Origin of the sequence: Caulobacter sp. SSI4214 (assembly GCF_012184455.1) — a bacterium.
Lineage (GTDB): Bacteria > Pseudomonadota > Alphaproteobacteria > Caulobacterales > Caulobacteraceae > Caulobacter > Caulobacter vibrioides_E.
In genome coordinates this window covers 1-25,593 of the sequence record NZ_SZWJ01000032.1, presented here as the reverse complement: position 1 = coordinate 25,593, position 25,593 = coordinate 1, and the positions used below count along the sequence as shown (strand labels likewise).

Annotated in this window: 29 protein-coding genes, 1 tRNA gene and 4 pseudogenes; 20 read left to right on the top strand and 14 right to left on the bottom strand. The window is 67.1% G+C overall.

Going from position 1 to position 25,593, the window contains the following annotated elements; genetic code table 11:
• Positions 1–12 precede the first annotated feature (12 nt).
• The gene (locus FCU40_RS11540; RefSeq protein ID WP_168075038.1) at positions 13–1,086 is read left to right on the top strand and encodes an SIS domain-containing protein; all 1,074 of its coding nucleotides are present in this window, start codon (positions 13–15) and stop codon (positions 1,084–1,086) included.
• Entirely contained in the window at positions 1,086–2,222 is a 1,137-nt protein-coding gene (nagA, locus tag FCU40_RS11535) for an N-acetylglucosamine-6-phosphate deacetylase (protein WP_168075037.1), read from the top strand. Before FCU40_RS11540 ends, nagA begins: the two co-directional genes overlap by 1 nt.
• 85 nt (positions 2,223–2,307) lie before the next feature.
• Here nagA and FCU40_RS11530 read toward each other — a convergent pair whose 3' ends face one another.
• From FCU40_RS11530 to FCU40_RS11480, 11 genes and pseudogenes are all read right to left on the bottom strand, one after another.
• Positions 2,308–5,403, bottom strand: coding sequence for a TonB-dependent receptor (locus FCU40_RS11530; RefSeq protein ID WP_168075036.1), 3,096 nt, complete (start codon positions 5,401–5,403; stop codon positions 2,308–2,310).
• Positions 5,404–5,680: 277 nt separating this feature from the next.
• Positions 5,681–6,151 carry a chemotaxis protein CheE gene (locus tag FCU40_RS11525; RefSeq protein WP_168075035.1) on the bottom strand — a complete coding sequence of 157 codons (471 nt, stop codon included), beginning with the start codon at positions 6,149–6,151 and terminating at the stop codon, positions 5,681–5,683.
• Entirely contained in the window at positions 6,148–6,750 is a 603-nt protein-coding gene (locus FCU40_RS11520) for a response regulator (RefSeq protein WP_004621664.1), read from the bottom strand. The genes FCU40_RS11525 and FCU40_RS11520 overlap by 4 nt, the downstream gene beginning before the upstream one ends.
• 5 nt (positions 6,751–6,755) lie before the next feature.
• A complete protein-coding gene (locus FCU40_RS11515) occupies positions 6,756–7,139 on the bottom strand; it encodes a hypothetical protein (RefSeq protein WP_004621662.1) in 384 nt (127 codons plus the stop codon).
• Between the two features lie 5 nt (positions 7,140–7,144).
• Positions 7,145–7,708 carry a chemotaxis protein CheD gene (locus FCU40_RS11510; RefSeq protein WP_004621659.1) on the bottom strand — a complete coding sequence of 188 codons (564 nt, stop codon included), beginning with the start codon at positions 7,706–7,708 and terminating at the stop codon, positions 7,145–7,147.
• Positions 7,705–8,094 carry a response regulator gene (locus FCU40_RS11505; RefSeq protein WP_004621657.1) on the bottom strand — a complete coding sequence of 130 codons (390 nt, stop codon included), beginning with the start codon at positions 8,092–8,094 and terminating at the stop codon, positions 7,705–7,707. The genes FCU40_RS11510 and FCU40_RS11505 overlap by 4 nt, the downstream gene beginning before the upstream one ends.
• Before the next feature lie 4 nt (positions 8,095–8,098).
• Positions 8,099–9,133, bottom strand: a complete 1,035-nt coding sequence (locus FCU40_RS11500; protein ID WP_004621655.1) for a chemotaxis response regulator protein-glutamate methylesterase — start codon at positions 9,131–9,133, stop codon at positions 8,099–8,101.
• Complete coding sequence (locus FCU40_RS11495; RefSeq protein ID WP_035017501.1) at positions 9,133–10,017, bottom strand: protein-glutamate O-methyltransferase CheR; 885 nt, start codon at positions 10,015–10,017, stop codon at positions 9,133–9,135. Before FCU40_RS11495 ends, FCU40_RS11500 begins: the two co-directional genes overlap by 1 nt.
• A complete protein-coding gene (locus FCU40_RS11490; RefSeq protein ID WP_004621649.1) occupies positions 10,014–10,481 on the bottom strand; it encodes a chemotaxis protein CheW in 468 nt (155 codons plus the stop codon). The genes FCU40_RS11495 and FCU40_RS11490 overlap by 4 nt, the downstream gene beginning before the upstream one ends.
• A gap of 3 nt (positions 10,482–10,484) precedes the next feature.
• A pseudogene (locus FCU40_RS23135) lies at positions 10,485–11,810 on the bottom strand (chemotaxis protein CheA); the annotation flags it as partial.
• A 121-nt stretch (positions 11,811–11,931) separates the two neighbouring features.
• A tRNA-Trp gene (locus tag FCU40_RS11480) sits at positions 11,932–12,007 on the bottom strand.
• Between the two features lie 227 nt (positions 12,008–12,234).
• Here FCU40_RS11480 and FCU40_RS11475 point away from each other — a divergent pair.
• A complete protein-coding gene (locus tag FCU40_RS11475; RefSeq protein WP_054508576.1) occupies positions 12,235–12,441 on the top strand; it encodes a hypothetical protein in 207 nt (68 codons plus the stop codon).
• A gap of 23 nt (positions 12,442–12,464) precedes the next feature.
• Here FCU40_RS11475 and FCU40_RS11470 read toward each other — a convergent pair whose 3' ends face one another.
• Positions 12,465–12,875: a hypothetical protein gene (locus FCU40_RS11470; protein WP_168075033.1), complete on the bottom strand. Its 411-nt coding sequence runs from the start codon at positions 12,873–12,875 to the stop codon at positions 12,465–12,467.
• Between the two features lie 452 nt (positions 12,876–13,327).
• On the opposite strand from FCU40_RS11470, the pseudogene FCU40_RS11465 reads away from it, so the two are divergent.
• The 9 genes and pseudogenes from FCU40_RS11465 to FCU40_RS23335 form a co-directional block, all read left to right on the top strand.
• A pseudogene (locus FCU40_RS11465) lies at positions 13,328–14,169 on the top strand (ferredoxin--NADP reductase).
• 80 nt (positions 14,170–14,249) lie between these two features.
• Positions 14,250–14,333, top strand: a complete 84-nt coding sequence (locus tag FCU40_RS11460) for a hypothetical protein (RefSeq protein WP_145688053.1) — start codon at positions 14,250–14,252, stop codon at positions 14,331–14,333.
• A gap of 99 nt (positions 14,334–14,432) precedes the next feature.
• Positions 14,433–15,524 carry a 3-deoxy-7-phosphoheptulonate synthase gene (locus FCU40_RS11455; RefSeq protein WP_168075029.1) on the top strand — a complete coding sequence of 364 codons (1,092 nt, stop codon included), beginning with the start codon at positions 14,433–14,435 and terminating at the stop codon, positions 15,522–15,524.
• 161 nt (positions 15,525–15,685) lie between these two features.
• On the top strand, positions 15,686–16,117 hold the full coding sequence (rplK, locus tag FCU40_RS11450) for a 50S ribosomal protein L11 (protein ID WP_004622427.1): 432 nt from the start codon (positions 15,686–15,688) through the stop codon (positions 16,115–16,117).
• A gap of 4 nt (positions 16,118–16,121) precedes the next feature.
• Positions 16,122–16,808, top strand: coding sequence for a 50S ribosomal protein L1 (gene rplA, locus FCU40_RS11445; RefSeq protein WP_168075027.1), 687 nt, complete (start codon positions 16,122–16,124; stop codon positions 16,806–16,808).
• 314 nt (positions 16,809–17,122) lie between these two features.
• Entirely contained in the window at positions 17,123–17,362 is a 240-nt protein-coding gene (locus tag FCU40_RS11440) for a type II toxin-antitoxin system VapB family antitoxin (RefSeq protein ID WP_168075025.1), read from the top strand.
• Positions 17,362–17,757 carry a type II toxin-antitoxin system VapC family toxin gene (locus FCU40_RS11435; protein WP_168075023.1) on the top strand — a complete coding sequence of 132 codons (396 nt, stop codon included), beginning with the start codon at positions 17,362–17,364 and terminating at the stop codon, positions 17,755–17,757. Before FCU40_RS11440 ends, FCU40_RS11435 begins: the two co-directional genes overlap by 1 nt.
• Complete coding sequence (locus tag FCU40_RS11430) at positions 17,741–18,979, top strand: TIGR03862 family flavoprotein (protein ID WP_275052050.1); 1,239 nt, start codon at positions 17,741–17,743, stop codon at positions 18,977–18,979. The genes FCU40_RS11435 and FCU40_RS11430 overlap by 17 nt, the downstream gene beginning before the upstream one ends.
• Positions 18,978–19,137 (top strand): annotated as a pseudogene (locus FCU40_RS23335) (hypothetical protein); the annotation flags it as partial. The gene FCU40_RS11430 and the pseudogene FCU40_RS23335, both read left to right, overlap by 2 nt.
• On the opposite strand, the gene FCU40_RS11425 reads toward FCU40_RS23335, so the two are convergent.
• Entirely contained in the window at positions 19,118–20,464 is a 1,347-nt protein-coding gene (locus FCU40_RS11425; protein WP_168075019.1) for an alpha/beta fold hydrolase, read from the bottom strand. The pseudogene FCU40_RS23335 and the gene FCU40_RS11425 sit on opposite strands and share 20 nt — an antisense overlap.
• 173 nt (positions 20,465–20,637) lie before the next feature.
• Here FCU40_RS11425 and FCU40_RS11420 point away from each other — a divergent pair, with 173 nt between their 5' ends.
• The 6 genes from FCU40_RS11420 to FCU40_RS11395 all read left to right on the top strand — a co-directional run bounded on the left by FCU40_RS11420 (position 20,638) and on the right by FCU40_RS11395 (position 23,675).
• A complete protein-coding gene (locus tag FCU40_RS11420; protein WP_168075017.1) occupies positions 20,638–21,054 on the top strand; it encodes a hypothetical protein in 417 nt (138 codons plus the stop codon).
• Positions 21,047–21,328: a hypothetical protein gene (locus FCU40_RS11415; RefSeq protein WP_168075015.1), complete on the top strand. Its 282-nt coding sequence runs from the start codon at positions 21,047–21,049 to the stop codon at positions 21,326–21,328. The genes FCU40_RS11420 and FCU40_RS11415 overlap by 8 nt, the downstream gene beginning before the upstream one ends.
• A gap of 596 nt (positions 21,329–21,924) precedes the next feature.
• Positions 21,925–22,443 carry a 50S ribosomal protein L10 gene (rplJ, locus tag FCU40_RS11410; RefSeq protein WP_004622440.1) on the top strand — a complete coding sequence of 173 codons (519 nt, stop codon included), beginning with the start codon at positions 21,925–21,927 and terminating at the stop codon, positions 22,441–22,443.
• 47 nt (positions 22,444–22,490) lie between these two features.
• Positions 22,491–22,874 carry a 50S ribosomal protein L7/L12 gene (gene rplL, locus FCU40_RS11405; protein ID WP_004622442.1) on the top strand — a complete coding sequence of 128 codons (384 nt, stop codon included), beginning with the start codon at positions 22,491–22,493 and terminating at the stop codon, positions 22,872–22,874.
• A 300-nt stretch (positions 22,875–23,174) separates the two neighbouring features.
• On the top strand, positions 23,175–23,369 hold the full coding sequence (locus FCU40_RS11400; RefSeq protein ID WP_168075013.1) for a DUF5808 domain-containing protein: 195 nt from the start codon (positions 23,175–23,177) through the stop codon (positions 23,367–23,369).
• Between the two features lie 108 nt (positions 23,370–23,477).
• Positions 23,478–23,675 (top strand): hypothetical protein, encoded by a 198-nt coding sequence (locus FCU40_RS11395; RefSeq protein ID WP_168075011.1) that lies wholly within the window; start codon positions 23,478–23,480, stop codon positions 23,673–23,675.
• Between the two features lie 311 nt (positions 23,676–23,986).
• On the opposite strand, the pseudogene FCU40_RS23330 reads toward FCU40_RS11395, so the two are convergent.
• Positions 23,987–24,067, bottom strand: a pseudogene (locus tag FCU40_RS23330) (hypothetical protein); the annotation flags it as partial.
• A 72-nt stretch (positions 24,068–24,139) separates the two neighbouring features.
• Between FCU40_RS23330 and FCU40_RS11390 the strand changes: the two are divergent.
• Positions 24,140–25,162, top strand: a complete 1,023-nt coding sequence (locus FCU40_RS11390; protein ID WP_168075009.1) for a YCF48-related protein — start codon at positions 24,140–24,142, stop codon at positions 25,160–25,162.
• A gap of 37 nt (positions 25,163–25,199) precedes the next feature.
• Positions 25,200–25,358: a hypothetical protein gene (locus tag FCU40_RS11385; RefSeq protein ID WP_004622449.1), complete on the top strand. Its 159-nt coding sequence runs from the start codon at positions 25,200–25,202 to the stop codon at positions 25,356–25,358.
• Positions 25,359–25,593: the final 235 nt, after the last annotated feature.

Below are 25,593 nucleotides of genomic sequence, written 5' to 3'. Positions count from 1 at the left end.
TTGGAGTTGAACTTGGAGGCGACCTTGACCCGTCCTGTGACCCCCGCCCCGGGGCGGCTGTCGCCCGAATCCACCCGGATGTTCCTGGAAGCCGGCCAGGCCTCGGGCGTCGTCGCCGCCCAGTTGGCCGCCAACGCGCGCAAGATCGAGGCCCTGGCCGAGCGCTTGCGCGAAAACCCGCCGCGCGTCGTCGTCACCTGCGCCCGAGGCAGCAGCGACCATGCCGCCACCTTCGGCCGCTATCTGATCGAGACCAAGGCCGGCGTCCTGACCTCGTCGGCCGGCCTGTCGGTCAGCTCGGTCTACGACGCCTCGCCCAACCTGGAGGGCGCGCTCTATCTGGCCATCTCGCAATCGGGCAAGAGCCCGGACCTGCTGGCCGCCGTCCGCGCCGCCAAGGCCGCCGGCGCCTATACCGTGGCGCTGGTCAACGTCACGGACTCCCCCCTGGCCGAACTGGCCGACGAGGTGATTCCGCTGCACGCCGGTCCCGAGCGCTCGGTCGCCGCCACCAAGTCCTATATCGCGGCGCTGGCGGCCCTGGTCCAACTGATCGCCGCCTGGACCGAGGACGCCGAACTGACGGAGGCGCTGGCCAGCCTGCCGAGCGCCCTGGCCCAGGCCTGGGCCCTGGACTGGACGCCCGCCGTCGAGCGGCTGAAGCTGGCGCGGAACCTCTATGTCCTGGGACGCGGCGTCGGCTTCGGGGCCGCCCTGGAAGCCGCGTTGAAGTTCAAGGAGACCTGCGGCCTGCACGCCGAGGCCTTCAGCGCCGCCGAGGTGTTGCATGGCCCGATGGCCCTGGTGAAGGACGGCTTCCCGGCCCTGGTCTTCGCCCAGAGCGACGAGAGCCGCGAAAGCGTCGACGAAATGGCCAAGGGCCTGCGCGATCGCGGCGCCGATGTGCTATTGGCGGCGCCGGGGGAAGAAGGCCCGGGCGTCCTGCCCAGCCTGTCGCTTCATCCCGTCCTCGAGCCGGTGCTGATGATCCAGAGCTTCTATCGCATGGCCAACGCGCTGTCGGTCGCGCGTGGCTACGACCCCGACAGCCCGCCGCACCTCAACAAGGTGACCGAAACCGTCTGATGCTGGCCGCGCTTTTCAACGGCCGCGTCCTGACGGACGCCGGCGTCGTCGACGGCAAGGCCGTCCTGATCCGTAACGGCAAGATCGCCGGCCTCGTCGACACGGCCCAGATCCCGTCGGAGGCGGAACGCCGCGACCTGGACGGCGGCCTGCTGGTCCCGGGGTATATCGACACTCAGGTCAATGGCGGCGGCGGGGTGCTGTTCAACGACTCTCCGACCGTGGAAGCGATCGCCGCCATCGGCGCGGCTCACCGCCGCTATGGCACGACGGGCTTCCTGCCGACCCTGATCAGCGATGATCTTTCCGTCGTCGACCAAGCCCTGCGCGCCACGGAACAGGCCATCGCCCAGGGCGCGCCAGGCGTATTGGGCATCCATATCGAAGGCCCGTTCCTGAGCCCCAAGCGCAAGGGCATCCATGACGCCGACAAGTTCCGCGTCATCGACGACGAAGCCCTGGCGCTGCTGTCCTCGCTGAAGATCGGCAAGACCCTGGTCACCCTGGCCCCCGAACGGACCACGCCCGAGATGATCCAGCGCCTGGCCTCGGCCGGCGTCCGGGTCGCGGCCGGCCACACCAACGCCCTGTACAAGACCATGCGACAGGCGCTGGACCACGGCCTCACCGGCGTGACGCACCTGTTCAACGCCATGTCGCCGCTGACCAGCCGCGAGCCCGGCGTGGTCGGGGCGGTGCTGGAGAACCAGACGGCCTGGGCCGGCCTTATCGTCGACGGCCGCCACGTCGAGCCCGTCACGCTGCGGATCGCCCTGCGGACCCGGCCGCTGAATCGCTTCATGCTGGTCACCGACGCCATGCCGACCGTGGGCATGACCGACAAGAGTTTCGACCTTCAGGGCCGCCACATCCGCGTCGTCGACGGGGTCTGTGTCGACGACCACGGCACCCTGGCCGGTTCCGACCTCGACATGGCCAGCGCGGTGCGCAACGCCACGCGGATGCTGGACCTCTCGCTGGAAGAGGCGGTGATGATGGCCTCGGCCGCCCCCGCCGCGTTCCTGGGCCTGGATGGCCAGCGCGGCAAGATCGCGCCCGGACTAGCCGCGGACCTTTGCCTGCTGGACGATGAGTTGAACGTCACGGCGACGTGGATCGACGGGGTTTCGTGCTAAAGATGGAATTCAATCGATAGGCCGAGATAGAAAAAGGGCGCTGGCCTCGCGGTCAGCGCCCCTTCTTTATCATTCAGACCGAAGTCTAGAACTTGTACTTCACGCCCAGATAGAACTGGCGTCCGTAGTGCGTGTACTCTTCCGAGGCCTGACGCACCGAGTCGTCGATCTTGCTGTCGGCCTGGTCGGTCAGGTTGATCATTTCCAGCGTCACCGTGAACTTCTTGAGCTGGTAGCTGATCTGCGAGTCCAGGTTGAAGGTCTTCTGCTTGGTCCGGATGTCGTTGTTGTTGGTCGCCGACGGCGCCACCTGGATCAGGTACGGGTCGCGATACGAGCCCGAGATGCGCGCCTTCAGCGGACCGTTCTCGTAGTAGAGCGTGGCGTTGAAGGCGTTAGGCGACAGGTTGATCAGCGGCTGGGTCAGCAGCACGGCCGGCTTGGTCTGAACGCGCGGACCGCCCGGGGTGGCCTGGGTGAAGGTCGGCTGAGCGATCACGTACTGGATGTCGCTCTGGACGTGCGTGTAGTTCAGGATGGCGCCGAACTTGTCGAACGGAGCCGGCAGGAAGCTGAACGGCTTCTGGGCGCTCAGCTCCAGGCCGCGCAGCTTGCCGCCCTGGCTGTTGACCTGGGTGGTGACCAGGAATTGCGTGTCCACGGTATTGCCGTTCGACAACAAGCTGGTGGGCAGGCCCGTCTCCGAATAGGGCAGCGTCACCGCCAGCTGCTGGATGTAGGACTTGATGTCCTTCTGGAAGACGCCGGCCGACAGCAGGGTTTCCTTGTCCGGATACCATTCGAACGTCAGGTCCAAATTGTTGGACAGCATCGGCGCGAGGTCGGGATTGCCGCGCGTCACCGTCTGGGCCGACTGGCTGATCGAGGTATAGCCGGGCGTGAGGTTCTGCAGCTGCGGGCGCGTCATGGTCTTGGCGGCCGCGAACCGGACGTAGAAGTTGTCGAACGGCTGGGCGGCGAGGTTCAGGGCCGGCAGGGTGTTGGTGTACTGGCGGCTGACCGTCTGCACGCCGTCCGTGGCGACCTGCTCGGACAGATTGCCGAACGGCGTCGCCACCGTCACCGTCGTGTTGCCGGCGTTGTAGTGACCCAGGGCGCTCTGCTCGGTCTTCACCCAGCGCACGCCGAAGTTGCCGCGCACCGGGATGTTGAAGATGTCGTAGTCGAAATCGCCTTGCAGATAGAAGGCGGTGTCCTTCTCGGTGATCGCGCGGACGGCGCCCAGCTGGTTCACGGTGCTGAGGCGGAAGTCGCCATTGGCGTTGATGCAGTTGCAGTCATAGCCGATCGCGGCCTTCAGCTTGTCGAGATCGGGGGCCAGCCACGAGGTCGGCACGCCGGCGGGCAGGTCCAGCCCGCGTCCGAAGCCGCTGATCACGCGCGAGACGTTGGCGATCGACACGCCCGCGGGCAGGGCGAAGCCCGCTTCGGCGGTGAAGGTCGTGCCCGTGCTGGACAGGTTGCGCGAATACAGGCGCTGCTCCCACGACGAGAAGCCGTATTCCTTGTAGTCGCCGCCATAGCGCAGCTTGAAGCCGTTCAGGATCTCGTAGTCGACGTCGGCGCGGAAGGTCTTGAAGGTGTTGGTCGCCTTGCTGGGACGCATCCGCAGCAGCGACGGGTCGCCCAGGGCGGCGCTGGGGCTGTAGGTCCAGTTGGCCGGATTGGTCGGGTCGAAGCCGTAGTTGAAGCTCGGCAGCTTGTCGTTCTTCGAATAGTCGTAGCTGTAGCCGTCGGTGTCGTAGCGGTCGAACGAGAAGGTCGTCTGAACCGGGTTCGACTGGATCGACCGCGACTGGCCGTAGATCGCGTTGAAGTGGCCGCGCTCGCCGAACTTGGTGTCGTAGGTCAGGGTGAACTGATTGAACTCGGTCTTCAGGTCGTCGTGGCGATACTCGACGCGGGCGTCGACGTCGTCGAACGTGCCCTTGATCAGGTTGCCCTTGCTGTCGGCCTGGAAGTTGACCACGTCGGTTTGCGGCAGGCCCGCGCCGGGCCGGCTGAACGAGATGACCTCCAGATAGGTCTCGTCGCGGTTGTTGGTGAAATTGGCCACCAGCGCGTCGAGGGTCAGGGTCGAGCGGTCGTTCGGCTTCCATTGCAGCGAACCGGTCACGCCCAGGCGCTTCTGATCGTACTGCAGACGGCCGTAGCGCGGAATGCGCGGGTGCCAGAGGTTGTTGGCCGTGCCCGCCGGAGAGCCGCTCGGCGCGCTGGTGCTGGCCGTCGTCTGGCCGATCTGCGAGCAGCTGAGCGGCGGGCCGCTCACCGGATTATAGACGCCAGGCGACTTGGGGCCGGTCGCGCTGGTGTCCGGGCAGCCCGAGCCGGCCAGGCTGGTGGTGCTGGACCAGAACGGGAACGCGGTCGACGAGTTGAACGGCACCGACGGGTTTTCCCAGCGGCCGGTCGAGGAGCCCTCTTCCAGGGTCTTGCGCTGAGCGTAGGCCACGGAAATCAGAGCGCCCACTTCACCGATGCCGGTGTCCCAGCGGTTGCTGGCCAGGAAGGTGAAGCGAGGGTCGCTCTTACGCGACAGGTCATTCCAGCCGATCTTGGCGCCCATCGACAGGGCCGGACCGCTGAAGTCGAACGGGCGCGAGGCCTGCATGTCGATGATCGCGCCCAACGAGCCTTCCTCGTTCATGGCCGAGCTCGATTTGCGGACCGTGATGCTGTTGAACAGTTCGGAGGCGAAGATCGAGAAGTCGAATTGACGGCCGCGGTTGGCGCCGCCCGAGGTGTCCTTGCCGCCGGTGGTGGCCAGGGCCTCCAGGCCATTCAGGCGCACGACGGTGAAGTCGGGACCCAGGCCCCGAACGGTGATCGTGCGGCCTTCGCCGCCGTCGCGGTCGATCGACACGCCCGGCACGCGCTGCAGCGACTCGGCCAGGTTCAGATCGGGGAAGTCGGCGATGTCCTGGGCCTTGATGACGTCGACCAGGTCGTTCTCGCGACGCTTGATGTCGAGGGCGTTGGCCAGCGAGGCGCGGAAGCCGGTCACCACGACCGCTTCGATCTGGTCTTCGGCTGGAGCCGGCGATGCAGCTGGGGTCGTCTGGGCCGACGCGCCGCCGGCGAACACCATCGCCAGGGCCAGGGCGCCGCCGGAGACGCCGTACTGCAGGGCGCGCACGCGTCCCTTGGTAGTCTTGGACATAGAACCTCCTCCCGTATCGACCATTGGACGGCGACGTTGCCGCCGCCTTGGCCTTCGTTTCGGTCCCGCGTCCTTCCCGCGACACCGCCCCCGGCCTTATGAAGTCTTCATTTTTGATACCGGTGTCATATCCAGACCATGGCGTGTGACACCGGTGGCACTCTTGCTAACAAAGCCCGAGACCACTCACAAGGCCACAAAACGGTCACAGGGATTCGAGTCGTACCGCGCGTTGCGTTTCCGACACAGAGCGGCGTTCTGTCACAGGGATCGGGCGTCAGCCCTCGTCGGGTCGGTGACGACTGACTTGATGGAGGCCGGCCAGCATTGCCTCGCGCTGCTCGGCGGGCAGTTGGGCCCCGATCGAACGAAGCAGGCGCAGGGCGTTGAGGTGGACGTCGACGGCGTCCCAGCGCCAGGCGCCGCCCTCGGCGAAACCATCGACCAGACCACAGAGCGACACGGCCGCCCGATCGATTCCGACGTCCGAGACGAAGATGCTGACATCGATGATGCGCGAACTCAGGATGTAGAGGGCCTCGAAGCTCTCGGCGTCCCGGCCCTCCGCCCCCTTGCCGAAGCGGCGTTCCATCTCCGCGATCGTGGCGTCCAGATTGGCCAGCGACGACTCGCGCAGGCTCTCGACCCCGGCCTCGGCCGCGGCGATCGCGTCCTTGGCGAGGATTCCGCCCCGCTCCTTGATCATCTTGGCCAGGCGGTTCGGCGGCTGAAACTTGCGGACGGTCATATCTGCACCTTCGCTGGGCGCATCATGTTGGCAATCTCGTCGTCCGACATGTTGGGCGTCTGCGCCTCGCCCACCTCCGCCGGTAGATCGTCTTTCCGCCGCCCGTCCGTTCCCGGCGGGGGCCCTTCGTGCTTGAAGCGACGATCAGGTCCTATGTAGGTCTCGCATTCGATAAACTGCCGATCCTCGCGGGCAACCCAGAAAATGCGCTCGAGGAGCACCTTGGGAGTGATCGGCTTGGCCACGACGTAGTTCGAACCCGCGTCCCGCAGCTTGAAGATCTGGGTGGTGCGGGTGTGGCCGGTGACCAGGATGACCGGCACATAGCGATTGGTCTCGCCGCCTTCCCGCCTCAGCCATTCGATGAACTCGATGCCGTCGGTGACGGGCATCTGCACATCGCTGATGACGAGATCGAAGGTCTTGGTGCGGATCAGGCTCTGAGCGTCGACGACGCTCTCGGCGCGATGCATCTGCTTGACCCCGAACCCGGCCACGACCTGGGAAAGGATATCGAGGGAGGCGCCGTTGTCGTCGAGAACGAGCACGGTGGCCCGTTCGAGATTGATACGCTGCGAGGGGAGAAGGGCTTCGGTCATCAGCCCTAGAAGAAATCGAGTTCGCCAGGATCGGCGGCGCCGTCCGGACGCTCCTCGGCGCGCAGCCTGACGACCATGTCGGCCAGACCCAGGCCGCTGAGCAGCGGGTCGATCGAGACATTCCATTCGCCCGAGGCATGGTGGCCGATGCGCTCGAGCACCTCGGACAAGCCGTGCAGCCGTTGGCTCAGTTCATCCAGCGCCTGCAAGCGGCTCAGATTGGCCAGCGTGGCGCCGCCCTTGGCCAGGTCGCCAGCCAGGTGCTCGCAGTCGCGACAGATGGCGGCGGCCGAGGCCAGCTCCGCCGCCAGCCGCCGCGACAGCTCGCCGACCGGGAGGTGGTTCTCGGCGGGGACGGTCGACGGCGAAGGCAGCGGCGCGGCGCTCATGATGGTTAGAACAGATCGACGTCGCCGCTGGAGGCGGCGGGCATCGGCGGCGGAACGGGACGACGGACGTCCTGCGGCGCGTTGTCCACCGCCACCAGGCGCTGGCGCACCCGGCCGGAGGTCGGCCAAAACTCGACGCGTCGGGCCGAGACCCCGCCGGTGCTGGACGACACGATCGGAATGCCTTCGTCGCGCAGAAACCGTTCGGCGAAGGCCGAGTTGCTGGCGCCGACGTCGGAGAGCCCGTCGAACAGCTTGGCGCCGCCGAAGATCTTGGCTTCCAGACGCTCGCGGCGCGCGCCGCGCTTCAGAAGGTCGTTGATCAGCAGTTCCATGGCGTAGGCGCCATAGCGGACCGCGTCGCCGCCGCGGCCGTCGCCGGCGTCGGGCAGCAGGAAGTGGTTCATGCCGCCCACGCCCGCCTGGGGGTCGCGGATGCACGCGGCGATGCACGAGCCCAGCACGGTGGTCATCACCACGTTGGGGTCGGTCGACACATGGCTTTCGCCCTGGGTCACGTGGACCTTGGTCGCCCGTTCGAGGTCGTCGTTGGGGGAGATGTGCGTCATGTCAGCTGTCCGAACACCTGTTCGATCTTCTCCCTCAAGCCCTGCACGGTGAAGGGCTTGACGCAGTAGTTGTTGACCCCGAACTGCACGGCGCGCTGGACCAGTTCACGGTCGGCGCGTCCTGTCAGCATGACGAAGGCGGTCTGGCGGATCGGCGGGTGCGACCGCACGGCGCGCAGCAGCGCCAGACCATCCATCTTCGGCATGTTGAAGTCCGAGATGACGAGATTGGCGGGCTTGGCCAGGAGGTTCTTCAGAGCCTCCTCGCCATCGGGCGCCTCGCGGATGTCCTTGAAGCCGATCTGCTGGAGGGCGTTTCGGATCAGGGCGCGCATGGTCAACTGATCGTCGACCACGAGAACGGAGATGGAGCTTGCTTGGGGCATGGGTTCATCGCCTCGCGGAGGCCAGATCGAGAATGGACTGGCCCATGGAGGACAGGGAAACCTGCTTCTCCACCGCGCCAATTTCGAAAGCGGCCCGGGGCATGCCGTAGACGACGCACGAGGCCTCGTCCTGGCCGAGGGTCTTGGCGCCCGCCTTGCGCATCGCCAGGAGACCCTGGGCGCCGTCGCGGCCCATGCCGGTCAGGATGACCCCGACCGCCTTGTCGCCGACCGCGTTGGCCACCGAGTTGAACAGAACGTCCACCGATGGGCGGTGGCCGCTAACCGGATCGCCCTGGACCAGGCGGCAGCGCAGACCGGCCGAGCGAACGACCTCCAGGTGCGCCACGCCGCCGGGGGCGACATAAATCTTGCCGGGCTCCAGCAGGGCGCCGTCCGTGGCCTCCTGCACCTTGGCGCCGCTGGAACGATCCAGGCGCGCGGCGAAGCTGGCGGTGAAGGTCGCCGGCATGTGCTGGGTGATCACCGTCGGCGGGCAGGTCTCGGGGAACAGGGTGACGATCGACAGCAGGGCTTCCACCCCGCCGGTCGACGACCCGATCGCCACGATGTCGCCAGAGGGCATGAAATCCTTGCGGCGCGTGGGCGCGGCGCTGGGCGCGGCGCCGGCGTTGGTGCGGACCGAGGCGCGAGCCGCGATCTTCACCTTGGCGACGATTTCGGCCAGGGCTTCCTGAGTGCCGGTGGCGTCGGCGGGCTTGCCCACGCAATCCACCGCGCCCAGTTCCAGGGCCCGCAGCGTCATTTCCGCGCCGGCTTGGGTCAGGGTCGAGACCATGACCACCGGCATCGGCCGCAGGCGCATGATCTTCTCGAGGAACTCGATGCCGTTCATGTTCGGCATCTCGATATCCAGGGTGACGACGTCGGGATTCAGGGCCTTGATCATGCCCCGGGCCTCGAACGGGTCGCCGGCGCCGCCCACGACCTCGATACCCGGATCACGATTGAGGGCCGCGGAAATCAGGCTCCGCATCGTGGCGGAGTCGTCGACGACGAGAACTCGTATCTTGCTCATCAGTGTCCGACCTTACGATAGGCGGTCAGGCCGCAGCTCTCGAACGCGGTGATCGAGGCGCCAACGCGCTCGGAATGGCCGACATACAGACGCCCGCCCGGCGCGACGAGCGGCGCGAAGCGGCTCCAGACGCGTTCCTGGGTAGGTTCATCGAAGTAGATCACGACATTCCGGCAGAAGATGGCGTCGAACGGTCCCTTCATAGGCCACGACGGACCGTTGAGATTCAGTTCACGGAAGGCCACCAGGCTTCGGGCGGCTTCGCAGACCCGCCAGTTACGACGATCGGAAGGGTCCCGCTCGAAGTATTGGCCGCGCGCGGCGGCGGGGATGCCTTCCAGCAAGCTTTCGTCGTAGACGGCCGCGCGCCCGGTCGCGAGCACGTTGGTGTCGATGTCCGTGCCGAGGATCCGGATGTCGAGGTTCGCGGCGTCGGGCCACACCGAAAGCACGGTGAAGGCCATCGAGTAGGGCTCCTGGCCCGACGAGCTGGCGGCCGACCACAGACGCAGGCGACGGCCGGCGCGCACCTGGTCGGCGATCGGCTCCAGCACATTGGCGCGCAGATCGTCGAAATGGTGCGGCTCGCGGAAGAAGCGCGTGACGTTGGTGGTCAACGCCCGGAGCATCTCCTGGATCTCGTCGTGGCCCTTGTCGCTGGACACGAAGGCGCAGTAGTCGCTGAACGATCGCAGGCCCAGGGTCCGCAGGCGCTTTGCGAGACGCGAATAGACCAGCGTCGCCTTGCTGTCGGGCAGGCTGATGCCCGCCAGATCGTAGAGCAGCGCGGCGATGCGCTTGAAGTCCTGGGACGTGAACGCGAACTCGCCATCGACGATGGGATCGCGGCGGTCCGAAACGGAGGGAGAAGCCAAGGTCATCAGGCGGCCATGGCCTCGCGTTCCGGCAGGATGCGGTCCAGCGAGATCTCGCTGATCATGCGGCCCTCGATCGAGATGATGCCGCGCACGAAGTTGCGGACGGCGTCGCAGGCCATGTCGGGGGTCGGCTGGATCATGCCGTCATTGATCGACAGGATGTCGGACACCGCGTCGACCAGCAGACCGACCGTGCGGTCGCCGGCCTTGACCACGATGAAGACGCTGCGGACGGTCGGTTCGATCACCGACATGCCCAGGCGCGCCGCCAGGTCCATGATCGGCAGGACCGCGCCGCGCAGGTTGATGACGCCGCGCATGAAGCTGGGCGACTGCGGAAGCACGGTCGCCGGGCTCCAGCCGCGGATCTCGCGAACGGCCATGATGTCGACGCAGTATTCCTGCTCGCCCACGCGGAAGGAAATCAGTTCCCGGCGGTCAGCGCCGGTGGCGGTGGCATGGTCGGTCATGACTTACTCCGCGGCGATGAGGGTGGGCTCGGTGGGGCGAGGCGCGCCGCCTTCCCGGCGACGCATCGCGATGGTGGCGTCCACGTCGAGGATCAGCGCGACGCGGCCGTCGCCCAGGATGGTCGCGGCGGCGACGCCCTCGACCTGCTGATAGTTCTGTTCCAGCGACTTGATGACGACCTGGCGCTGGCCGTGGATGGCGTCGGCCACCAGGGCGGCGCGCGAGCCGTCCTCGCCCTCGACCAGAAGCACGACGCCGTCGGTCGGGTGCGGGCTCTGTTCGCGATAGCCCAGGGTCAGGCCGACATCGATCAGCGGCACGAAGCTGTCGCGAACCGCCAGCACCGAACCCACCGGACCCAGCGGACGCACTTCCTCCGGCTTCGGACGCAGGCTCTCGACGATAGCGGCCAGCGGCACGACCAGGGTCTCGCCCGCCACGTCGACCACCATGCCGTCGAGAACGGCCAGGGTCAGGGGCAGGCTGAGGGTGAAGGTCGAGCCCTGCCCCGGACGCGAGGCGATCGAAATGCGGCCGCCCAGGGCCTGCACCGAGCGCTTGACCACGTCCATGCCCACGCCGCGGCCGGACACGTCGGAAATCTTGTCGGCGGTCGAGAAGCCGGGAAGGAAGATCAGGTTGTCGATCTCTTCGTCGGACAGCTGCAGGTCCGGCGTGATCAGGCCCTTCTTGACCGCGATCGAGAAGACGCGCTCGCGGTTGATGCCCTTGCCGTCGTCGGAGACCTCGATGACGATCCGACCGCTGCGGTGCAACGCGGCGAGGCGCACAACGCCTTCGGGATTCTTGCCGGCCGCCTTGCGCTCCTCGGGGCTTTCCAGCCCGTGGTCGATGGCGTTGCGCAGCATGTGGGTGATCGGGTCGGACAGACGCTCGATGACCGTCTTGTCGACCTCGGTATTCTCGCCGTCCATCACCAGGCGGGCCTGCTTGCCCGTCATGTTGGCGACTTCGCGGACCAGGCGCGGCATCCGCTGGAACACCGACTTCACCGGCTGGGCGCGGATGGCCATCACGCTGTCCTGGATCTCGCGGGTGAGCTGCTCCAGCTCATCCAGACCCATGGCCAGGTTCGAGGACGGGGCGATGCCATATTCGCCGACCCGCTGGGCCAGCATGGCTTGGTTGATGACCAGCTCGCCGACGAGGTCGATCAGGCGATCGATACGCTCGGGATCGACGCGGATGACCGATTGGCCAGGGCCTGGCACTTCGACGGGCGTGGCCTTCTGGGCCGCCGGCGCGGCCGCGGGAGCGGCGGGAGCGGCGGCCGTCGTCGCGGCGGCCCCGGCGGGCGCCATCGCCGCGGCCGTCTTGGCGGCGCGGTTCTTCATAGCGGACGGGCTGGATCCCGGTTTCCTGGCCATGCTCTTGAGGCTCACGACTTCCTAAGGTGCGGGTCAGGAGCGACCCGTCGGAAACATATAGTGGCAGGAGTGGAGGGACTCGAACCCCCGGCCCTCGGTTTTGGAGACCGATGCTCTACCAGCTGAGCTACACTCCTGCGGACCGACCGCCCTTTCGGGCCGACGGAGATCCGGAGACGAACAGAGCGCCGAGAGGCCTGGAAAGGCCTCGGCGCGCCACGTCCTGTCGCCAGAGCCGCGCCATTTAGCAGGGTCGTGTACGGCGGGCAAGCCGCGCGCCGAGGAATGATGGTCTCGAGCGGTCGGAACCGCGCCGAGATCAAGCGGGGCGGGATCGATGCGCCCGGCCGGGCGTTATCCCGACATGCCTGAAATTCGAAACACGCCCGCCCAGACGCCCCCGTCTTCGACCGCGTCCGACCGCCCGTCGAATCGCGAGATCGAGCACGAGAATCAGCGTCCGCCGTCGCGTGACGGCGCGCCGCCGCGTCCCGCCACCGAACCGCCCGGCGCGGCCGACAGCAGCCGTTCGCCGAAGACCCGGACCGATCCGGGCTCCGGCGAGGGCTAGGGTTCATAAAGCGGCCGAGACGATCAGCCGGCCTTCTCGGTCTTGGTCTTTTCGGTCGTTCCCGACGCGCTGGCCGCCGTCGAGCCGCCGCACTGGATGCCCAGATACGACCACTTCACGTCGGTGAGCTGGCGTCCGCACTGGGTGTTCTTGCCCTTGTCGGTGCCCTGCAGCGAGATCGCCACCCCCTTGGAGAGGTCGGGCGCCGGGCTGACGGCGCTGATGTCGTAATAGCCGCCGCCGCGGCCCTTCACGACCAGGCAGTTGGTCTTCTCGACCGGCCTGACGCAGCCCGAGGCGGTGACGGACGTGCCTTCGACGATGACTTGTTGGGCCTGCGCGACCTTCGTCTTCGCGCCGCCTTCGCTGCAACCGGCCAAACCAAACGCTACCATACCGGCCGCCGCGGCGGCCCCTACGAACCAAACCCGCATACGTTCCTCCGTATCGTTGGCTCCGCGAACGAAGCAAAAGAAGTCTGCGCCCGGTTTGAAAGACCGGCAATCACATTTTCGCCATTTTCGAAAAATCGGTTCGGCGTTTCCCGGGATCGGGAAACAGATTGTCCTTGGCCGGACGGCATTCGAACGCGCCGCGACCATTTGTCGGGTAGACGCGCAATCTCATGCCGATTCAGATGATATCGTCTCTCATCCTGACGACTATTCGCGAACCGAACCGACGTTTTCCTTTGCACCGCCAATACTGAGGCTGATCTTTCGGACGCCGGTGTCGGCCCCCTTCGCCCTCCGTCATGGCGCGTCGGTCTGGTCGGAGTTTTTCCCGCCCCGCCTTTAGACAACCGGCGTTGACAGGAAGACGGCCGTGATCCCATGAGACAGCCGACCGCGCCGCTCCGCCTTGGCGGCTTTGGGTTTTTCGAAGGATTCAGGTCAGATGACGGCCACCGCGTCCGCCGCTCCCGCCCCCGTCAAGGAAGCTCCCCACTTCACCGAGACGGTGCTGTGGGTGAAGCACTGGACCGACCGGCTGTTCAGCTTCGCCATCACGCGCCCGGCCAGCTTCCGCTTCCGCTCGGGCGAGTTCGTGATGATCGGCCTGCCGCCGCGCGAGGACCTGGGCGAGAAGAAGCCGATCCTGCGCGCCTACTCGATCGGCTCGCCCAGCTTCGCCGAGGAGCTGGAATTCTTCTCGATCAAGGTTCCCGACGGTCCGCTGACCTCGCGTCTGCAACTGATCCAGGAGGGCGACGAGATCCTCCTGGGCAAGAAGCCGACCGGCACGCTGGTGCTGGACGCCGTGCGCCCGGGCAAGCGCCTCTTCCTGTTCGGCACCGGCACGGGCCTGGCGCCCTGGCTGTCGGTGGCCCGCGACCCGGACGCCTACAGCCGCTTCGAGCGGGTGATCGTCTGCCACGGCGTGCGCGAGGTGAAGGAGCTGGCCTATCGCGACCTCTTCACCCGCGACATCTTCGACGACCCGCTGGTCGGCGACGAGGCCCGCGCCCAGCTGACCTATTATCCGACCGTGACCCGCGAGCCGTTCGAACGCCAGGGTCGCTTCACCGACCTGATCGAGAGCGGCAAGCTGTTCAGCGATCTGGGCGTCGAGGGCGGGAAGTTCGATCCCGAGCACGATCGGGCCATGCTGTGCGGCTCGATGGCCATGATCAAGGACACCGCCGCCATCCTGGAGGCCCAGGGCCTGAAGGAAGGCTCCAACGCCGAGCCGGGCGACTTCGTCATCGAGCGGGCGTTCGTCGGCTGACGCGCTCGGCTGGGAGACGCGGGAAAGGGCCGCGCGCTTTGGACGTGACAGGCGGCGAACTTGGCTCTAGGGTCACGGCGATGATCCTCGCCGCCAGCCAACAGCTGTTTTGGTATTTTAGCTATCCGACGCCTCTGGCGCCGGGAGGGGATCGTTCGGCCTGAAGATCAGGCTCTCTAGAACACCTTTCACCAGCCGCCAGGGGATCCCCGGGCGGCTTTTTTGATGGCCGCCGGACCTCCCGACCTTCCAGGAGCAAAGCCATGCCATCCGCCGCCGCCGTCACCGCGCTGCCCGTCCCCACCGACGATCTTCGGATCTCCAAGCTGCGAACCCTCAGCCCGCCCGCCCAGGTGATCGGCGAGGCGCCGGCCAGTTCGTCGGTCGCCGAGGTGGTCGGCGACGCCCGCCGCGCCGTCCACGACATCCTCGACGGTCGCGACGACCGGCTGGTGGTGGTGATCGGCCCGTGCTCGATCCACGATCCCAAGGCGGCGCTGGACTACGCCCGCCGACTGGCCGCAGAGCGCGAGCGTCACGCCGGCGAGCTGGAGGTGATCATGCGGGTCTATTTCGAGAAGCCCCGCACCACGGTCGGCTGGAAGGGGCTGATCAACGACCCGGACCTGGACGGCGGCTTCCGCATCGACGAGGGCCTGCGCCGGGCGCGCCGGGTGCTGCTGGACGTCAGCGCCCAGGGCCTGCCGGCGGCCTGCGAGTTCCTGGACGTGACGACGCCGCAGTACATCGCCGATCTGGTGGCCTGGGGCGCGATCGGGGCCCGCACCACCGAAAGCCAGATCCACCGCGAGATGGCCTCGGGCCTCTCTTGCCCGGTCGGCTTCAAGAACGGCACCAACGGCGACGTGAAGGTGGCGATCGACGCGGTGACGGCCGCCGCCCAGCCGCACCATTTCCTGGCCGTGACCAAGGAGGGCCGCGCCGCCATCGCCACGACGACCGGCAATCCCGACTGCCACCTGGTGCTGCGCGGCGGCAAGACGCCGAACTATGACGAGGGCAGCGTCGCCGCCGCCGCCCAGGCCCTGACCAAGGCCGGTCTCGCGCCGCGCCTGATGGTCGACGTCAGCCACGCCAACAGCGGCAAGAACCATGAGAACCAGCCGGCCGTCACCGCCGACGTGTGCGCCCAACTGGCCGGCGGCGCCTCGCCGATCATGGGCGTGATGATCGAAAGCAATCTCGTCGCCGGCCGCCAGGACATCGTGCCCGGCCAGCCGCTGGTCTACGGCCAGTCGGTCACCGACGCCTGCGTCGACTGGGAGACCTCGGTCCGAATGCTGGACGACCTGGCCGCCGCGGTGAAGGCCGGACGCGCGGCGCGGAGAGGGTAAGGGGGCTTTGACTCCCTCGCCTTCGCCTGCTACACGCCGCGCCTCGCCCCCGGACCCCGTTCGGGGGCGTGCTCGTCGTTTTCTCTTTTCCGGAGAGAGGGCGGGTTCAAATCCGTGGAAGGGTCGCCAAGCCCGCACCACGGCTCACCAGTGAGGATATCATGGCTAAGAAGATCCTGGGCTACATCAAGCTCCAGGTGAAGGCTGGCTCGGCCACGCCTTCGCCCCCCATCGGCCCGGCTCTGGGTCAGCGCGGCGTCAACATCATGGGCTTCTGCAAGGAGTTCAACGCGCGCACCGAGAACGTCGAAAAGGGCACCCCCCTGCCGACCGTCATCACGGTCTATCAGGACAAGTCGTTCACCTTCGTCACCAAGACCCCGCCGGCCACCTTCTATCTGAAGCAGGCCACCGGTCTGAAGTCGGGCGCCAAGCTGACCGGTCGCGAGACCGTCGGCTCGATCACCCGCGCCCAGCTGCGCGAGATCGCCGAAAAGAAGATGAAGGACCTGAACGCCAACGATCTCGAGGCCGCCGCCAAGATCATCGAAGGCTCCGCCAAGGCCATGGGCCTGAAGATCGTGGAGGCCTAATCCAATGGCTAAGCAACCCAAGCGCATCAAGGCCTGGACCGGCGACCGCGACGCGACCCACTCGGTCGAAGCCGCCATCAAGCTGGTCAAGGAAAACGCCAGGGCCAAGTTCGACGAGACCATCGAGATCTCGGTGAACCTGGGCGTCGACCCGCGTCACGCCGACCAACAGGTCCGCGGCGTCGTCAACCTGCCGTCGGGCACCGGCCGTGACGTCCGCGTCGCCGTGTTCGCCAAGGACGCCAAGGCGGCCGAAGCGACCGCCGCGGGCGCCGAGCACGTCGGCGCCGAAGACCTGTACGAAAAGATCGCCGGCGGCTTCATGGACTTCGATCGCGTCATCGCGACCCCGGACATGATGGCCCTGGTCGGTCGCCTCGGTAAGGTGCTGGGCCCGCGCGGCCTGATGCCGAACCCGAAGGTCGGCACCGTGACCCCGAACGTCGCCCAGGCCGTCAAGGACGCCAAGGGCGGCGCCGTGGAGTTCCGCGTCGAAAAGGCCGGTATCGTTCACGCCGGCATCGGCAAGGCCTCGTTCACCGACGAAGCCCTGGTCGTCAACGTCAAGGCTCTGATCGAAGCCCTGAACCGCTCCAAGCCCTCGGGCGCCAAGGGCGTGTTCATCAAGCGCATCGGTCTGTCGTCGACGATGGGCCCGGGCTTCAAGGTCGACACCGCCTCGGTCGGCTGAGCCTAAGCTTTTCAGTAAAGCGTAAGCGAACGGGCGCTGGAGCGATCCAGCGCCCGTTTTCGCGTTTGGGGGGCGGGGCGGCCAGGCTCCGACGTCTTGCGGACCTAATACTCGTCATCCCGCGCTTCATGCGCGGGACCCATCTATCCGCCGCATATGCGGAGCGGAAGAACGCTCTCACGTAGCAGCTGAACCATGGGTCCCGCGCATAGCGCGCGGGATGACGGGGTAAGGTCGGGACGAAGGCGTGCTCAAGCCCTCACATTGTCCCTCCGGCTAGCCGATGCTACCTTCCGTCTAGATGGAGCCTCGCCATGCCCTTTCACGTCCGCGATCCGGAGACCGACGCCCTGGTGCGTCAGTACGCCGAGGAAAAGCGCGTCGGCATCACCGACGCGATCAAGCTGGCGGTGACTAAGGCGCGGGAAGCCGACGAGAAGGCGCTCGCCCAGAAGCGGGCCGCGTTGAAGGCCATTCGCGACGAAGTGGCCGCCTGGCCCAGGACGGGCGAGGTCGCGGACAAGGCCTTCTTCGACAGCCTCAACGACGAGTGATGTTCGTCGACGCCTCGGCCTGGACGGCCATCATCCTGAACGAGCCGGAAGCCGAGGATTTCGAGGCGCGGTTGCTGACCTCGGGCTCGGTGCTGACCTCGGCCTTGTCCAACTGGGAAACCGTGCGGGCGATCATGAAGGTCACGCGCCGGGACCAGGCCCGGGTCGAGGCCATCGTCGCCGGCTACCAGTTCGGCGCCGGGGCGCGCGTCATTCCCATCGGCGAGGCCGAGCAGCGCATCGCCCTCGACGCCCACGCCCGCTACGGCAAGGGCGTCCACCCGGCGCGGCTCAACATGGGCGATTGCTTTTCCTATGCCTGCGCCAAGGTCCACGGCGCGCCGCTGCTCTACAAGGGCGAGGACTTCGCCCTGACCGATATCGAGGCCGCCTGAGGTGCCAAGCCCAGAGAGAGGGGAGACTTTCGACGTGGCGGTGATCGGCGGCGGACCGGCGGGGCTGATGGCGGCCGAGACGGTCGCCAAGGCCGGCAAGTCCGTGGCCGTGTTCGAGAAGATGCCGACCTTCGGGCGAAAGTTCCTGATGGCCGGGCGCGGCGGGCTGAACCTTACCCATTCGGAGGATTTCGAGCGCTTCGTGGCGCGTTACGGCGACCGGGCGGCGCGGCTGGCGCCGATGCTGGAGGCCTTCGCGCCCAAGGACCTGATCGCCTGGGCCGAGGGGCTGGGCCAGCGGACCTTCGTGGGCGCCAGCGGCCGGGTGTTTCCCACCGCGATGAAGGCCTCGCCGCTGCTGCGGGCCTGGCTGGCGCGGCTGGAGGGCCTGGGCGTCGCGTTGAGGCCGCGCGCGACCTGGAAGGGCTGGGACGCGGCGGGGCGGCTGGTGATCGAGACGCCCGACGGCCGCCATGTGATACGGGCCCGCGCGACGGTCCTGGCCCTGGGCGGCGCCAGCTGGCCCAAGCTGGGCTCGGACGCGGCCTGGGCGCCGCTGCTGCGGGTCGGCGGCTCGGAGATCGCGCCGTTCCGCCCGGCCAACTGCGGCTTCGATGTCGCCTGGAGCGCCGTCTTCCGCGATCGCTTCGCCGGCGAGCCCCTGAAGAACGTGTCGCTGAGCCTGGGATCGGCCCGCGCGCGGGGCGACGCGATGGTGGCCCGTTATGGCCTGGAGGGCGGGGCGGTCTACGCCCTGGGCGGCGCGGCGCGCGACGCGGCCCTGGCCGGCGGCGCGGTGCTGACCGTCGACCTGCGGCCGGACATCCCGGTCGAGACCCTGGAGCGCCGTCTGCGCGCGCCGCGCGGCGGCCATAGCCTGGCCAATTTCCTGCGCAAGGCCGTCAAGCTGTCGCCCGTCGAGGTCAATCTGCTGCGCGAGGCGCACGGCCTGGACCTGCCCTCCGAGCCCGCCGCCCTGGCGGCCGCGATCAAGGCCGCGCCGCTGGACCTGACGGGGGTCCAGTCCCTGGAGCGCGCCATCTCCACGGCCGGCGGCGTGCGGTTCGAAAGCCTGGACGGCCTAGCGCTGAAGGCGCGACCGGACGTGATCCTGGCCGGCGAGATGCTGGACTGGGAGGCGCCGACCGGCGGCTATCTGCTGCAGGCCTGCTTCGCGACGGGCGCGGCGGCGGGGCGGGCGGCCCTGGCGCGGCTAGGGTAGCGCCCCCTCCGTCTCGTCGCCTATCGGCGCCGATCCACCTCCCCCGCAAGCGGGGCAGGAGTGGCTTCCTCCTCACCCGTGAAACGGGGGAGGTGGCGCGCGGCGTCAGCCGCGTGACGGAGGGGGCGCTGTCCGCCCCTACCTCATCGCCGCCCTGATCTTGGCCGCCATCGCCTCCAGATCCTTGGGATCGGCCTTGGCGTTCTCGGCCATATAGACCGGCTTGCCGGCGATGCGCGGGATCACGTGGACGTGCAGGTGCGGCACGCTTTGGCCGACGCCATTGTTCTGCACGATCATGAAGCCCGACAGGCCCAGGGCGTCGACCTCGGCCTGGCCGACCTTCTGGGCGACGGCCATGACCTTGGCCAGGTCCTTGGGATCGATCTCCAGCAGGTTGCGGGCCTTGGAGGTCTTGGAGATCACCAGCACATGGCCGGGCTCCATGGGGGCGTAGTCCATGAAGGCCAGGACGTCGGCGTCCTCATAGACCTTGAAGACCTGCATCTCGCCCCGGATGGCGCGGGCGAAGGGGTTCTGCTCGTCATAGGCCGCGTGCAGCGGGATGGTCGGGCCGGCGGGCAGGATGGTCGGGTCGAAGCGGGCCAGCCACCGCAGCACCTCGGCCTCCAGCGCGATGCGGGAATCCGAGAAGCTATGATCGGTGGGATAATAGGCCTCGGTCAGGGCCTTGGCCCCGGCGGCCTTGGCGGCGGCGGCCTGTTTGCGGACCTTGGGCGCGTTGGCGTACTCCGCGCCGATCATCAGCACCGGCCGATCGGAAATCTTGGCGGCCAGGGTCTCGAGGTTCAGCTTGGCCGTGTCGCGCACGATCTCGTCGACCAGGGCCTCGGGCGTGGTCGCCAGGGGCGCGGTGTCGGGGCGCATCTTTTCGACGGCGGCCTTGCGGCTCTGGTCGTCGGTGATCCGCGCCGCGTCGCCGGCGATGTTCCAGGCGTCGATCATCACCGTCCCGGCCACGCGCGGGTCGGCCGCCGCCGCGCTGGCGGCCATGAAGCCGCCCATGCTGTGGCCGGCCACGATGATCCGCTTGGGATCGATGTGATATTTGGCGATGTTGGCGGGATCCAAGAGCCAAGCCACCGCCGCCTCGCCGTCGGCGCGGGCGTTGGCGAAGCTGAACTCGCCCTGGCTGCCCCACGAGCCGCGATAGTTGATCCGCATGGCGTTCCAGCCGGCGCGACGCACGGCCTGCAGGAGGTCGATATTGGTCTCGTTGCCCGGGAAGCCGTGCAGGAACAGCATCGTCGGATGCGGCTGGTCGCCGGCGGCAGTGTAGAGGATGGCGTTGACCTTCGATCCGGCGATGTCGAGCTGGAACGCCGCCATCCCGGGCGGATGGGCCTTGTCCCGCGCGGGATCGGCGATGACGGCCCGAGGCGTCGGCGGAGCGGCCGGCTCGGCCAGGGCGGGCGAGGCGAGGGCCAGGAAGAGCGCGGTCAGGGCGGCGGCGGTGCGTTTCATGGGCTGGGATCTCTCTGGAGCGCGGGCGCAAGAAAGCACAGCCTTCACCATTACACACCGTCATTCCCGCCGTAGTATCTCCATCGATAGTGCTGGTACCGCGCACCCTTCTGTGGGGGTCGTTCCTCCGTGCCCATCCGTGTATTGAATACGAGATCGATCAGGAGGGGGCGATGTTAGACATCGATCCTGGCGTGCTGGTTAGCAGGCTCGCCACGGGTGCCAGCAAGGTCAAGTTCGGTCGCGGAGTGCTGGGCACGACCGCTACTGTCATGTGGTGCCTTATTGGGCTTTGGCTCGTCATCGTAGTGAAGCTATCTGCCGACTTGGTCGCGGACGCCGTCCTGGTCGGCGTGGGAGTCATAGTGACTATCGCGTACTTCGCCTGGGTCGCGATTATGAGGGGCTTTGCGCGAGACTTTCCGGTGCAAGCGATCATGAGTGGTACGGAACTTATCGCCCACTACCGAGATCAAGCGCAGGCGAAGGGTCTGCCCGAGCTTCCACCAGGACCCGACGCGGCCGACCCGGAGGTTGCAATCTTACCCGCGCCTGATGATGCGGACGACGCGGACGACGACGATGGCTGAGTTCCTTCTAGTTACGCTCAACACGCGCGGTGGCGAAATTGACGAAGCGATGCTGCATGCCCGTTTCGACAAAGCGTTGGACTGGATCAAATACGCGCCCAATTGCTGGATCCTCTACACCACCAAGGATTCCAAGACTTGGTACGAGCGGGTCCGCAAAGTTGTCGGCGAGCGCGCACACATTTTTGTGGTTGAGGTTAACCTCAAGCACCGGGCGGGTTGGCTTCCCAAATCCGTTTGGGCATGGATCGCGAAAGATCGTTCTAAGTCATGAGGCAGGCGCAGACGAATCCGTTGGCCAGAAGGCCAACCCCGTGCGCATTGCTCGTCGATGGCCAAGCTCCGAGCAACCGGACGTCTTGAGGAGCCTTGAGCCTGCTGGTCCCGCTTCAAGGGCGTGAGGCGGAATGTCTATACCGATACGCAAACCGTTTGTCGGTTTAGGTAAGCGTGCGACCGCTCGCCCGTCTCTAGATCGAAACCGATAGGAATTGTCGGTCCCGGGTAACACCCGCCCTTGTGGCGGGAAAGACGGTGGTTGGGGGGAGTTGAACTTTTCGGCCGAACCGTCTATACGGCGCGCCTCTTCGGCGGACTCGTCCGCTGGGGAACCTGTTTGAGAACTACGGGGCGTGGGGTCACCAACGCCGTAACCGGGGAAGAGCCCTTCCTCGCCGTCGGGAGACAGGGATAGAGACGCCAAGTCCTCCTGCTCGTGGCCCCCTTCTTCGGAAGATCCGCCCGAGACCGGAGCGCGGCTGACTTTCCTTGGAACAGGCATATGCGACTCGCGCGCGGGAGCAATTCCGCATGGGACCGCATCTGGCTGCCGGAATGGTCCGGCCGCTGCTAACTGAGTAGGAGACCGCAATGGACCGCGCTCAAAAGCAGGAGTCGATCGAATCGCTGAAAAGCGTGTTCGCCGACGCCGGCGCTGTCGTCGTGACCCACTACATGGGTCTGACCGTTGCGGAAATGACCGACCTTCGTCTTCGCCTCCGCAAGGAAGGCGCCGCGATCAAGGTTGTGAAGAACACCCTGGCCCTCAAGGCTCTGGACGGCAAGCTCGGTGACAAGGGCGAAAAGCTCTTCACCGGCCCGGTCGCCATCGCCTACGGCCCGGACGCCGTTTCGGCCGCGAAGATCGCGGTGCAGTTCGCCAAGGAAAACGACAAGCTGAAGCTGGTCGGTGGCGTTCTGGACCAGACCAACGTGCTGGACGAAGCTGGCGTGCGCGCTCTGGCGACCCTGCCGTCGCTGGACGAACTGCGTGGCAAGCTCATCGGCCTCATCCAGGCTCCGGCGACCAAGATCGCTGGCGTCCTGCAGGCCCCGGCTGGCCAGCTGGCTCGCGTTTTCAACGCCTACGCGACCAAAGACGCCGCGTAACGGTCATCCCCGCAAATCTATCCCAATCTCTCTTTAGGAACTGACACATGTCGAAGCTCGAAAAGCTGGTCGAAGAACTGTCCACCCTGTCGGTGCTGGAAGCCGCTGAACTGTCGAAGCTGCTGGAAGAAAAGTGGGGCGTCTCGGCCGCCGCTCCGGTCGCCGTCGCCGCTGTCGGCGGCGCCGCCGCCGCTCCGGCCGAAGCCGCCGAAGAGCAAACCGAATTCACCGTCGTCCTGGTCGACGGCGGCGACAAGAAGATCAACGTGATCAAGGAAGTCCGCGGCGTCCGTCCGGACCTCGGCCTGAAGGAAGCCAAGGACCTGGTCGAAGGCGCTCCGCAGAACGTCGTCGAAAACGTCTCGAAGCAACAAGCCGAAGAAGTTTCGAAGAAGCTCACGGAAGCCGGCGCCAAGGTCCAAATCAAGTAATCCGATCCCGGCGTCTCGTCGGGAACGGGTTCCTTGTGGAACCGCCGAAGCGGCCTCGGAGGGAAACCTCCGGGGCCGTTTTCTTTTGGGGTTGGCGTGGCTGAGCGGCGTGGTCCCTCCCCCTCGATGGGGGAGGGTAGGGTGGGAGTGGTGCTGCCGTAGAGGCCTGGCGCGCACTAAATTCAGCTACTCACCCCCATCCCCAACCCTTCCCCCATCAAGGGGGAAGGGAGTCTGACGGAGGTCCTGGAAAGGCGCCGCAGGCTCTGGCAGGCTTCGGACGTTCTGGAGATGTCGCCGATGAACGGCTGGTACGACGGTTTCGGCTTCTACCACGGGCCTGACGATCCTAGGCTGATCGTGCCCAAGCGCATTCTGATCATGGGCTGGACGATCAACGTCTCCCATCCGAAGGCGCCGTTGCTGGTGCTGCTGACCTGCGGGGCGATCGTGTTGGGGATCCTGGCGCAGGTGTTGGTTCAGGCGGGGCGGTGAGCGCGGATGTAATCGCCGCGGAAGCGTATATGCGGACCTGTCCATTGTCCGGGATGGGTGGCGAGCAGTCATTGTGACTGGATTCAAAAACCGACATACCTTGCTCCGATGAAGTACTTTGTTTGGTGGAATGGCGCGGACGGAGTCAGGGTCGATATCGGGCCTTATTCGCTCGCCAACGCGATAGAGATCGCGCTCGACCAGCAGCAGCGTGGCAATTTCCTCTACCTCACCGACGACACTGGAAAGCGCCTGACGCTCGCGGCGGCGCAGCGATTGAAGGCAAGCACAGCCCCAAAGGTCTGACTGACTCCCGTGGGCGGCCCGCACTGGACCTTCCCAGCGTCGCATATGGGTCGAAACCCGACCTCCCAGGTCGGTGCTAACCTTACATCTCTTGGAGGCTGCAGCGTGCAGGGCTGAGCAGGTCAGTCAAGGACGACGCTCCGCGTCGCCGCGCGGCGGCCGCCCGGAGGGTGATCCTTGACTGACCTGCTCAGCCCCGCGATCGTCTCGCCGTGAGATGTAAGGATGGCTCCTTCTCCGGGGGAGAAGAGCTTTCGACACAGGAGCTCCCTCTCCCTTGGGGAGAGGGTAGGGTGAGGGGGGCGGCGTTGACCGGCGCGCCGTTGGGCCTCGTAGTCCCTCACCCTCCCACCGCTTCGCGGCGGGCCCCGCCCTCTCCCGGCGGGAGAGGGTTTCGGTTGGCGCTTGCGCTCCCGGCCGTTTCGCCCGAAGCCAAGGTGATCGAACCACCTCGGCAGGGCCTCATGAACCGCAGAGACGTCATCCTCGCCGGCGCGGCCGCCCTGGCGACGCCCGCTTTCGCCGGCCAGGATCTCGGCGGGATCCGCATCCCCGCGTCCGAGACCGACAGCCAGCTGCGCGGCCTGTCGGCGACGGGCGGCAAGACCTGGTGGGCCTCGGGCTCCAAGGGCTGGATCATCCGGGGCCGCGACGAGCGGCAGGATCCGATGCGGATCGTCGGGGCCGAGGAGCTCGACTTTCGCGGCCTGCACGCCTTCGACGACGACCATGTGCTGGCCATGAGCGCGGGTCCTGGACAGGCCTCGCAGCTGTGGCGCACGCGTGACGGCGGCAAGCGTTGGACGCGGGTCGCGGTCAACGAGGATCCCAACGGCTTCTGGGACGCCATCGCCTTCGTCGACCACCGGCGCGGCTTCATCCTGGGCGATCCGACCGAGGGGCGGTTCACGGTGCTCTACACCGCCGACGGCGGCCAGACCTGGACGCGGCTGCCGCCCGACGCCCTGCCGCCGGCCGACGACGGGGAGGGCGCCTTCGCCGCGTCGAACGGCTGTCTGGCCATCGGTCCGCACGGCGAGGTCGCCTTCTGCACGGGCGGAGGCGGCATGGCGCGGGTCTATGTCTCCCGAGAGGGCGGCCGCTACTTCGTGGCGTTGAAGACCCCGATTCCGGCCGACGCCCCGTCGCGGGGCGCGTTCGCGGTGGCCTGGAGCAAGCGGCGCGAGCTGTGGGTCTGCGGCGGCGACTACAAGGCGCCGGACGCCGAGGGCGCGAACCTGGCGATCCTCGGTCCGGGCTCCCTCGAGGTCCGGCGCGCGCCGGCTCCGGCCGGCTATCTCTCCAGCGTGGCGGTCCACGGCAAGACGGTGATGGCCGCCGGTCTCTCGGGCGTGCTGGTCAGCTATGACGACGCGCCGTTCCAGCGCGTGTCGTCCGCGCCGTTCAACACCGTCCGGCTGAGTTCGCGCAAGGCCGGGGTGCTGTGTGGTCCGGGCGGGTCGATCGGTCTGTGGCGCGCCGGTTGAAGGCGGAACCGCCGCCGCCCGGCGGCGTTATCGCGACATGCTCAAGCTCGCCGCCGTCCTGCTGGTCCTGATGATCCTGTTCGGGGTCCTGGGCTTCGTCGTCCACGTGGCCGCCGCCGTGACCAAGGCGGCGTTCTTCGTCTGCCTAGTGGCGCTGGGCGCGTCGCTGGCGATGAAGGCGATGCGGCGAGAATAGGGCGCTGGCCTGAGCGTGAGATGAACGAGGGCCTCAAAGGCGGTTCAAGGCTGGACATGTATCGAGAACCCACCCTTCGGTCGCGACCCCAAAGCCCGGCCGAGCGCTCTTGAAACCAGGCCCGGGAGACAGAGCCTTGACCCGCTTTATCCGTCGTTTCCCCTCCGTCCTGCTGCCGCTGGCGATCAGCGGCGCGCTGGCCGGCTGTAACCAGCAGGCCGCCGCCCCGCCGGCG

Coding starts and splice junctions, on each gene's coding strand:
- nagA (WP_168075037.1), top strand. CDS start 1,086: ATGCTGGCCGCGCTTTTCAACGGCCGCGTCCTGACGGACGCCGGCGTC.
- FCU40_RS11530 (WP_168075036.1), bottom strand. CDS start 5,403: ATGTCCAAGACTACCAAGGGACGCGTGCGCGCCCTGCAGTACGGCGTC.
- FCU40_RS11525 (WP_168075035.1), bottom strand. CDS start 6,151: ATGACCGTCCGCAAGTTTCAGCCGCCGAACCGCCTGGCCAAGATGATC.
- FCU40_RS11520 (WP_004621664.1), bottom strand. CDS start 6,750: ATGACCGAAGCCCTTCTCCCCTCGCAGCGTATCAATCTCGAACGGGCC.
- FCU40_RS11515 (WP_004621662.1), bottom strand. CDS start 7,139: ATGAGCGCCGCGCCGCTGCCTTCGCCGTCGACCGTCCCCGCCGAGAAC.
- FCU40_RS11510 (WP_004621659.1), bottom strand. CDS start 7,708: ATGACGCACATCTCCCCCAACGACGACCTCGAACGGGCGACCAAGGTC.
- FCU40_RS11505 (WP_004621657.1), bottom strand. CDS start 8,094: ATGCCCCAAGCAAGCTCCATCTCCGTTCTCGTGGTCGACGATCAGTTG.
- FCU40_RS11500 (WP_004621655.1), bottom strand. CDS start 9,133: ATGAGCAAGATACGAGTTCTCGTCGTCGACGACTCCGCCACGATGCGG.
- FCU40_RS11490 (WP_004621649.1), bottom strand. CDS start 10,481: ATGACCGACCATGCCACCGCCACCGGCGCTGACCGCCGGGAACTGATT.
- FCU40_RS11475 (WP_054508576.1), top strand. CDS start 12,235: ATGCCTGAAATTCGAAACACGCCCGCCCAGACGCCCCCGTCTTCGACC.
- FCU40_RS11470 (WP_168075033.1), bottom strand. CDS start 12,875: ATGCGGGTTTGGTTCGTAGGGGCCGCCGCGGCGGCCGGTATGGTAGCG.
- FCU40_RS11460 (WP_145688053.1), top strand. CDS start 14,250: ATGATCCTCGCCGCCAGCCAACAGCTGTTTTGGTATTTTAGCTATCCG.
- FCU40_RS11455 (WP_168075029.1), top strand. CDS start 14,433: ATGCCATCCGCCGCCGCCGTCACCGCGCTGCCCGTCCCCACCGACGAT.
- rplK (WP_004622427.1), top strand. CDS start 15,686: ATGGCTAAGAAGATCCTGGGCTACATCAAGCTCCAGGTGAAGGCTGGC.
- rplA (WP_168075027.1), top strand. CDS start 16,122: ATGGCTAAGCAACCCAAGCGCATCAAGGCCTGGACCGGCGACCGCGAC.
- FCU40_RS11440 (WP_168075025.1), top strand. CDS start 17,123: ATGCCCTTTCACGTCCGCGATCCGGAGACCGACGCCCTGGTGCGTCAG.
- FCU40_RS11435 (WP_168075023.1), top strand. CDS start 17,362: ATGTTCGTCGACGCCTCGGCCTGGACGGCCATCATCCTGAACGAGCCG.
- FCU40_RS11425 (WP_168075019.1), bottom strand. CDS start 20,464: ATGAAACGCACCGCCGCCGCCCTGACCGCGCTCTTCCTGGCCCTCGCC.
- FCU40_RS11420 (WP_168075017.1), top strand. CDS start 20,638: ATGTTAGACATCGATCCTGGCGTGCTGGTTAGCAGGCTCGCCACGGGT.
- FCU40_RS11415 (WP_168075015.1), top strand. CDS start 21,047: ATGGCTGAGTTCCTTCTAGTTACGCTCAACACGCGCGGTGGCGAAATT.
- rplJ (WP_004622440.1), top strand. CDS start 21,925: ATGGACCGCGCTCAAAAGCAGGAGTCGATCGAATCGCTGAAAAGCGTG.
- rplL (WP_004622442.1), top strand. CDS start 22,491: ATGTCGAAGCTCGAAAAGCTGGTCGAAGAACTGTCCACCCTGTCGGTG.
- FCU40_RS11400 (WP_168075013.1), top strand. CDS start 23,175: ATGAACGGCTGGTACGACGGTTTCGGCTTCTACCACGGGCCTGACGAT.
- FCU40_RS11395 (WP_168075011.1), top strand. CDS start 23,478: ATGAAGTACTTTGTTTGGTGGAATGGCGCGGACGGAGTCAGGGTCGAT.
- FCU40_RS11390 (WP_168075009.1), top strand. CDS start 24,140: ATGAACCGCAGAGACGTCATCCTCGCCGGCGCGGCCGCCCTGGCGACG.
- FCU40_RS11385 (WP_004622449.1), top strand. CDS start 25,200: ATGCTCAAGCTCGCCGCCGTCCTGCTGGTCCTGATGATCCTGTTCGGG.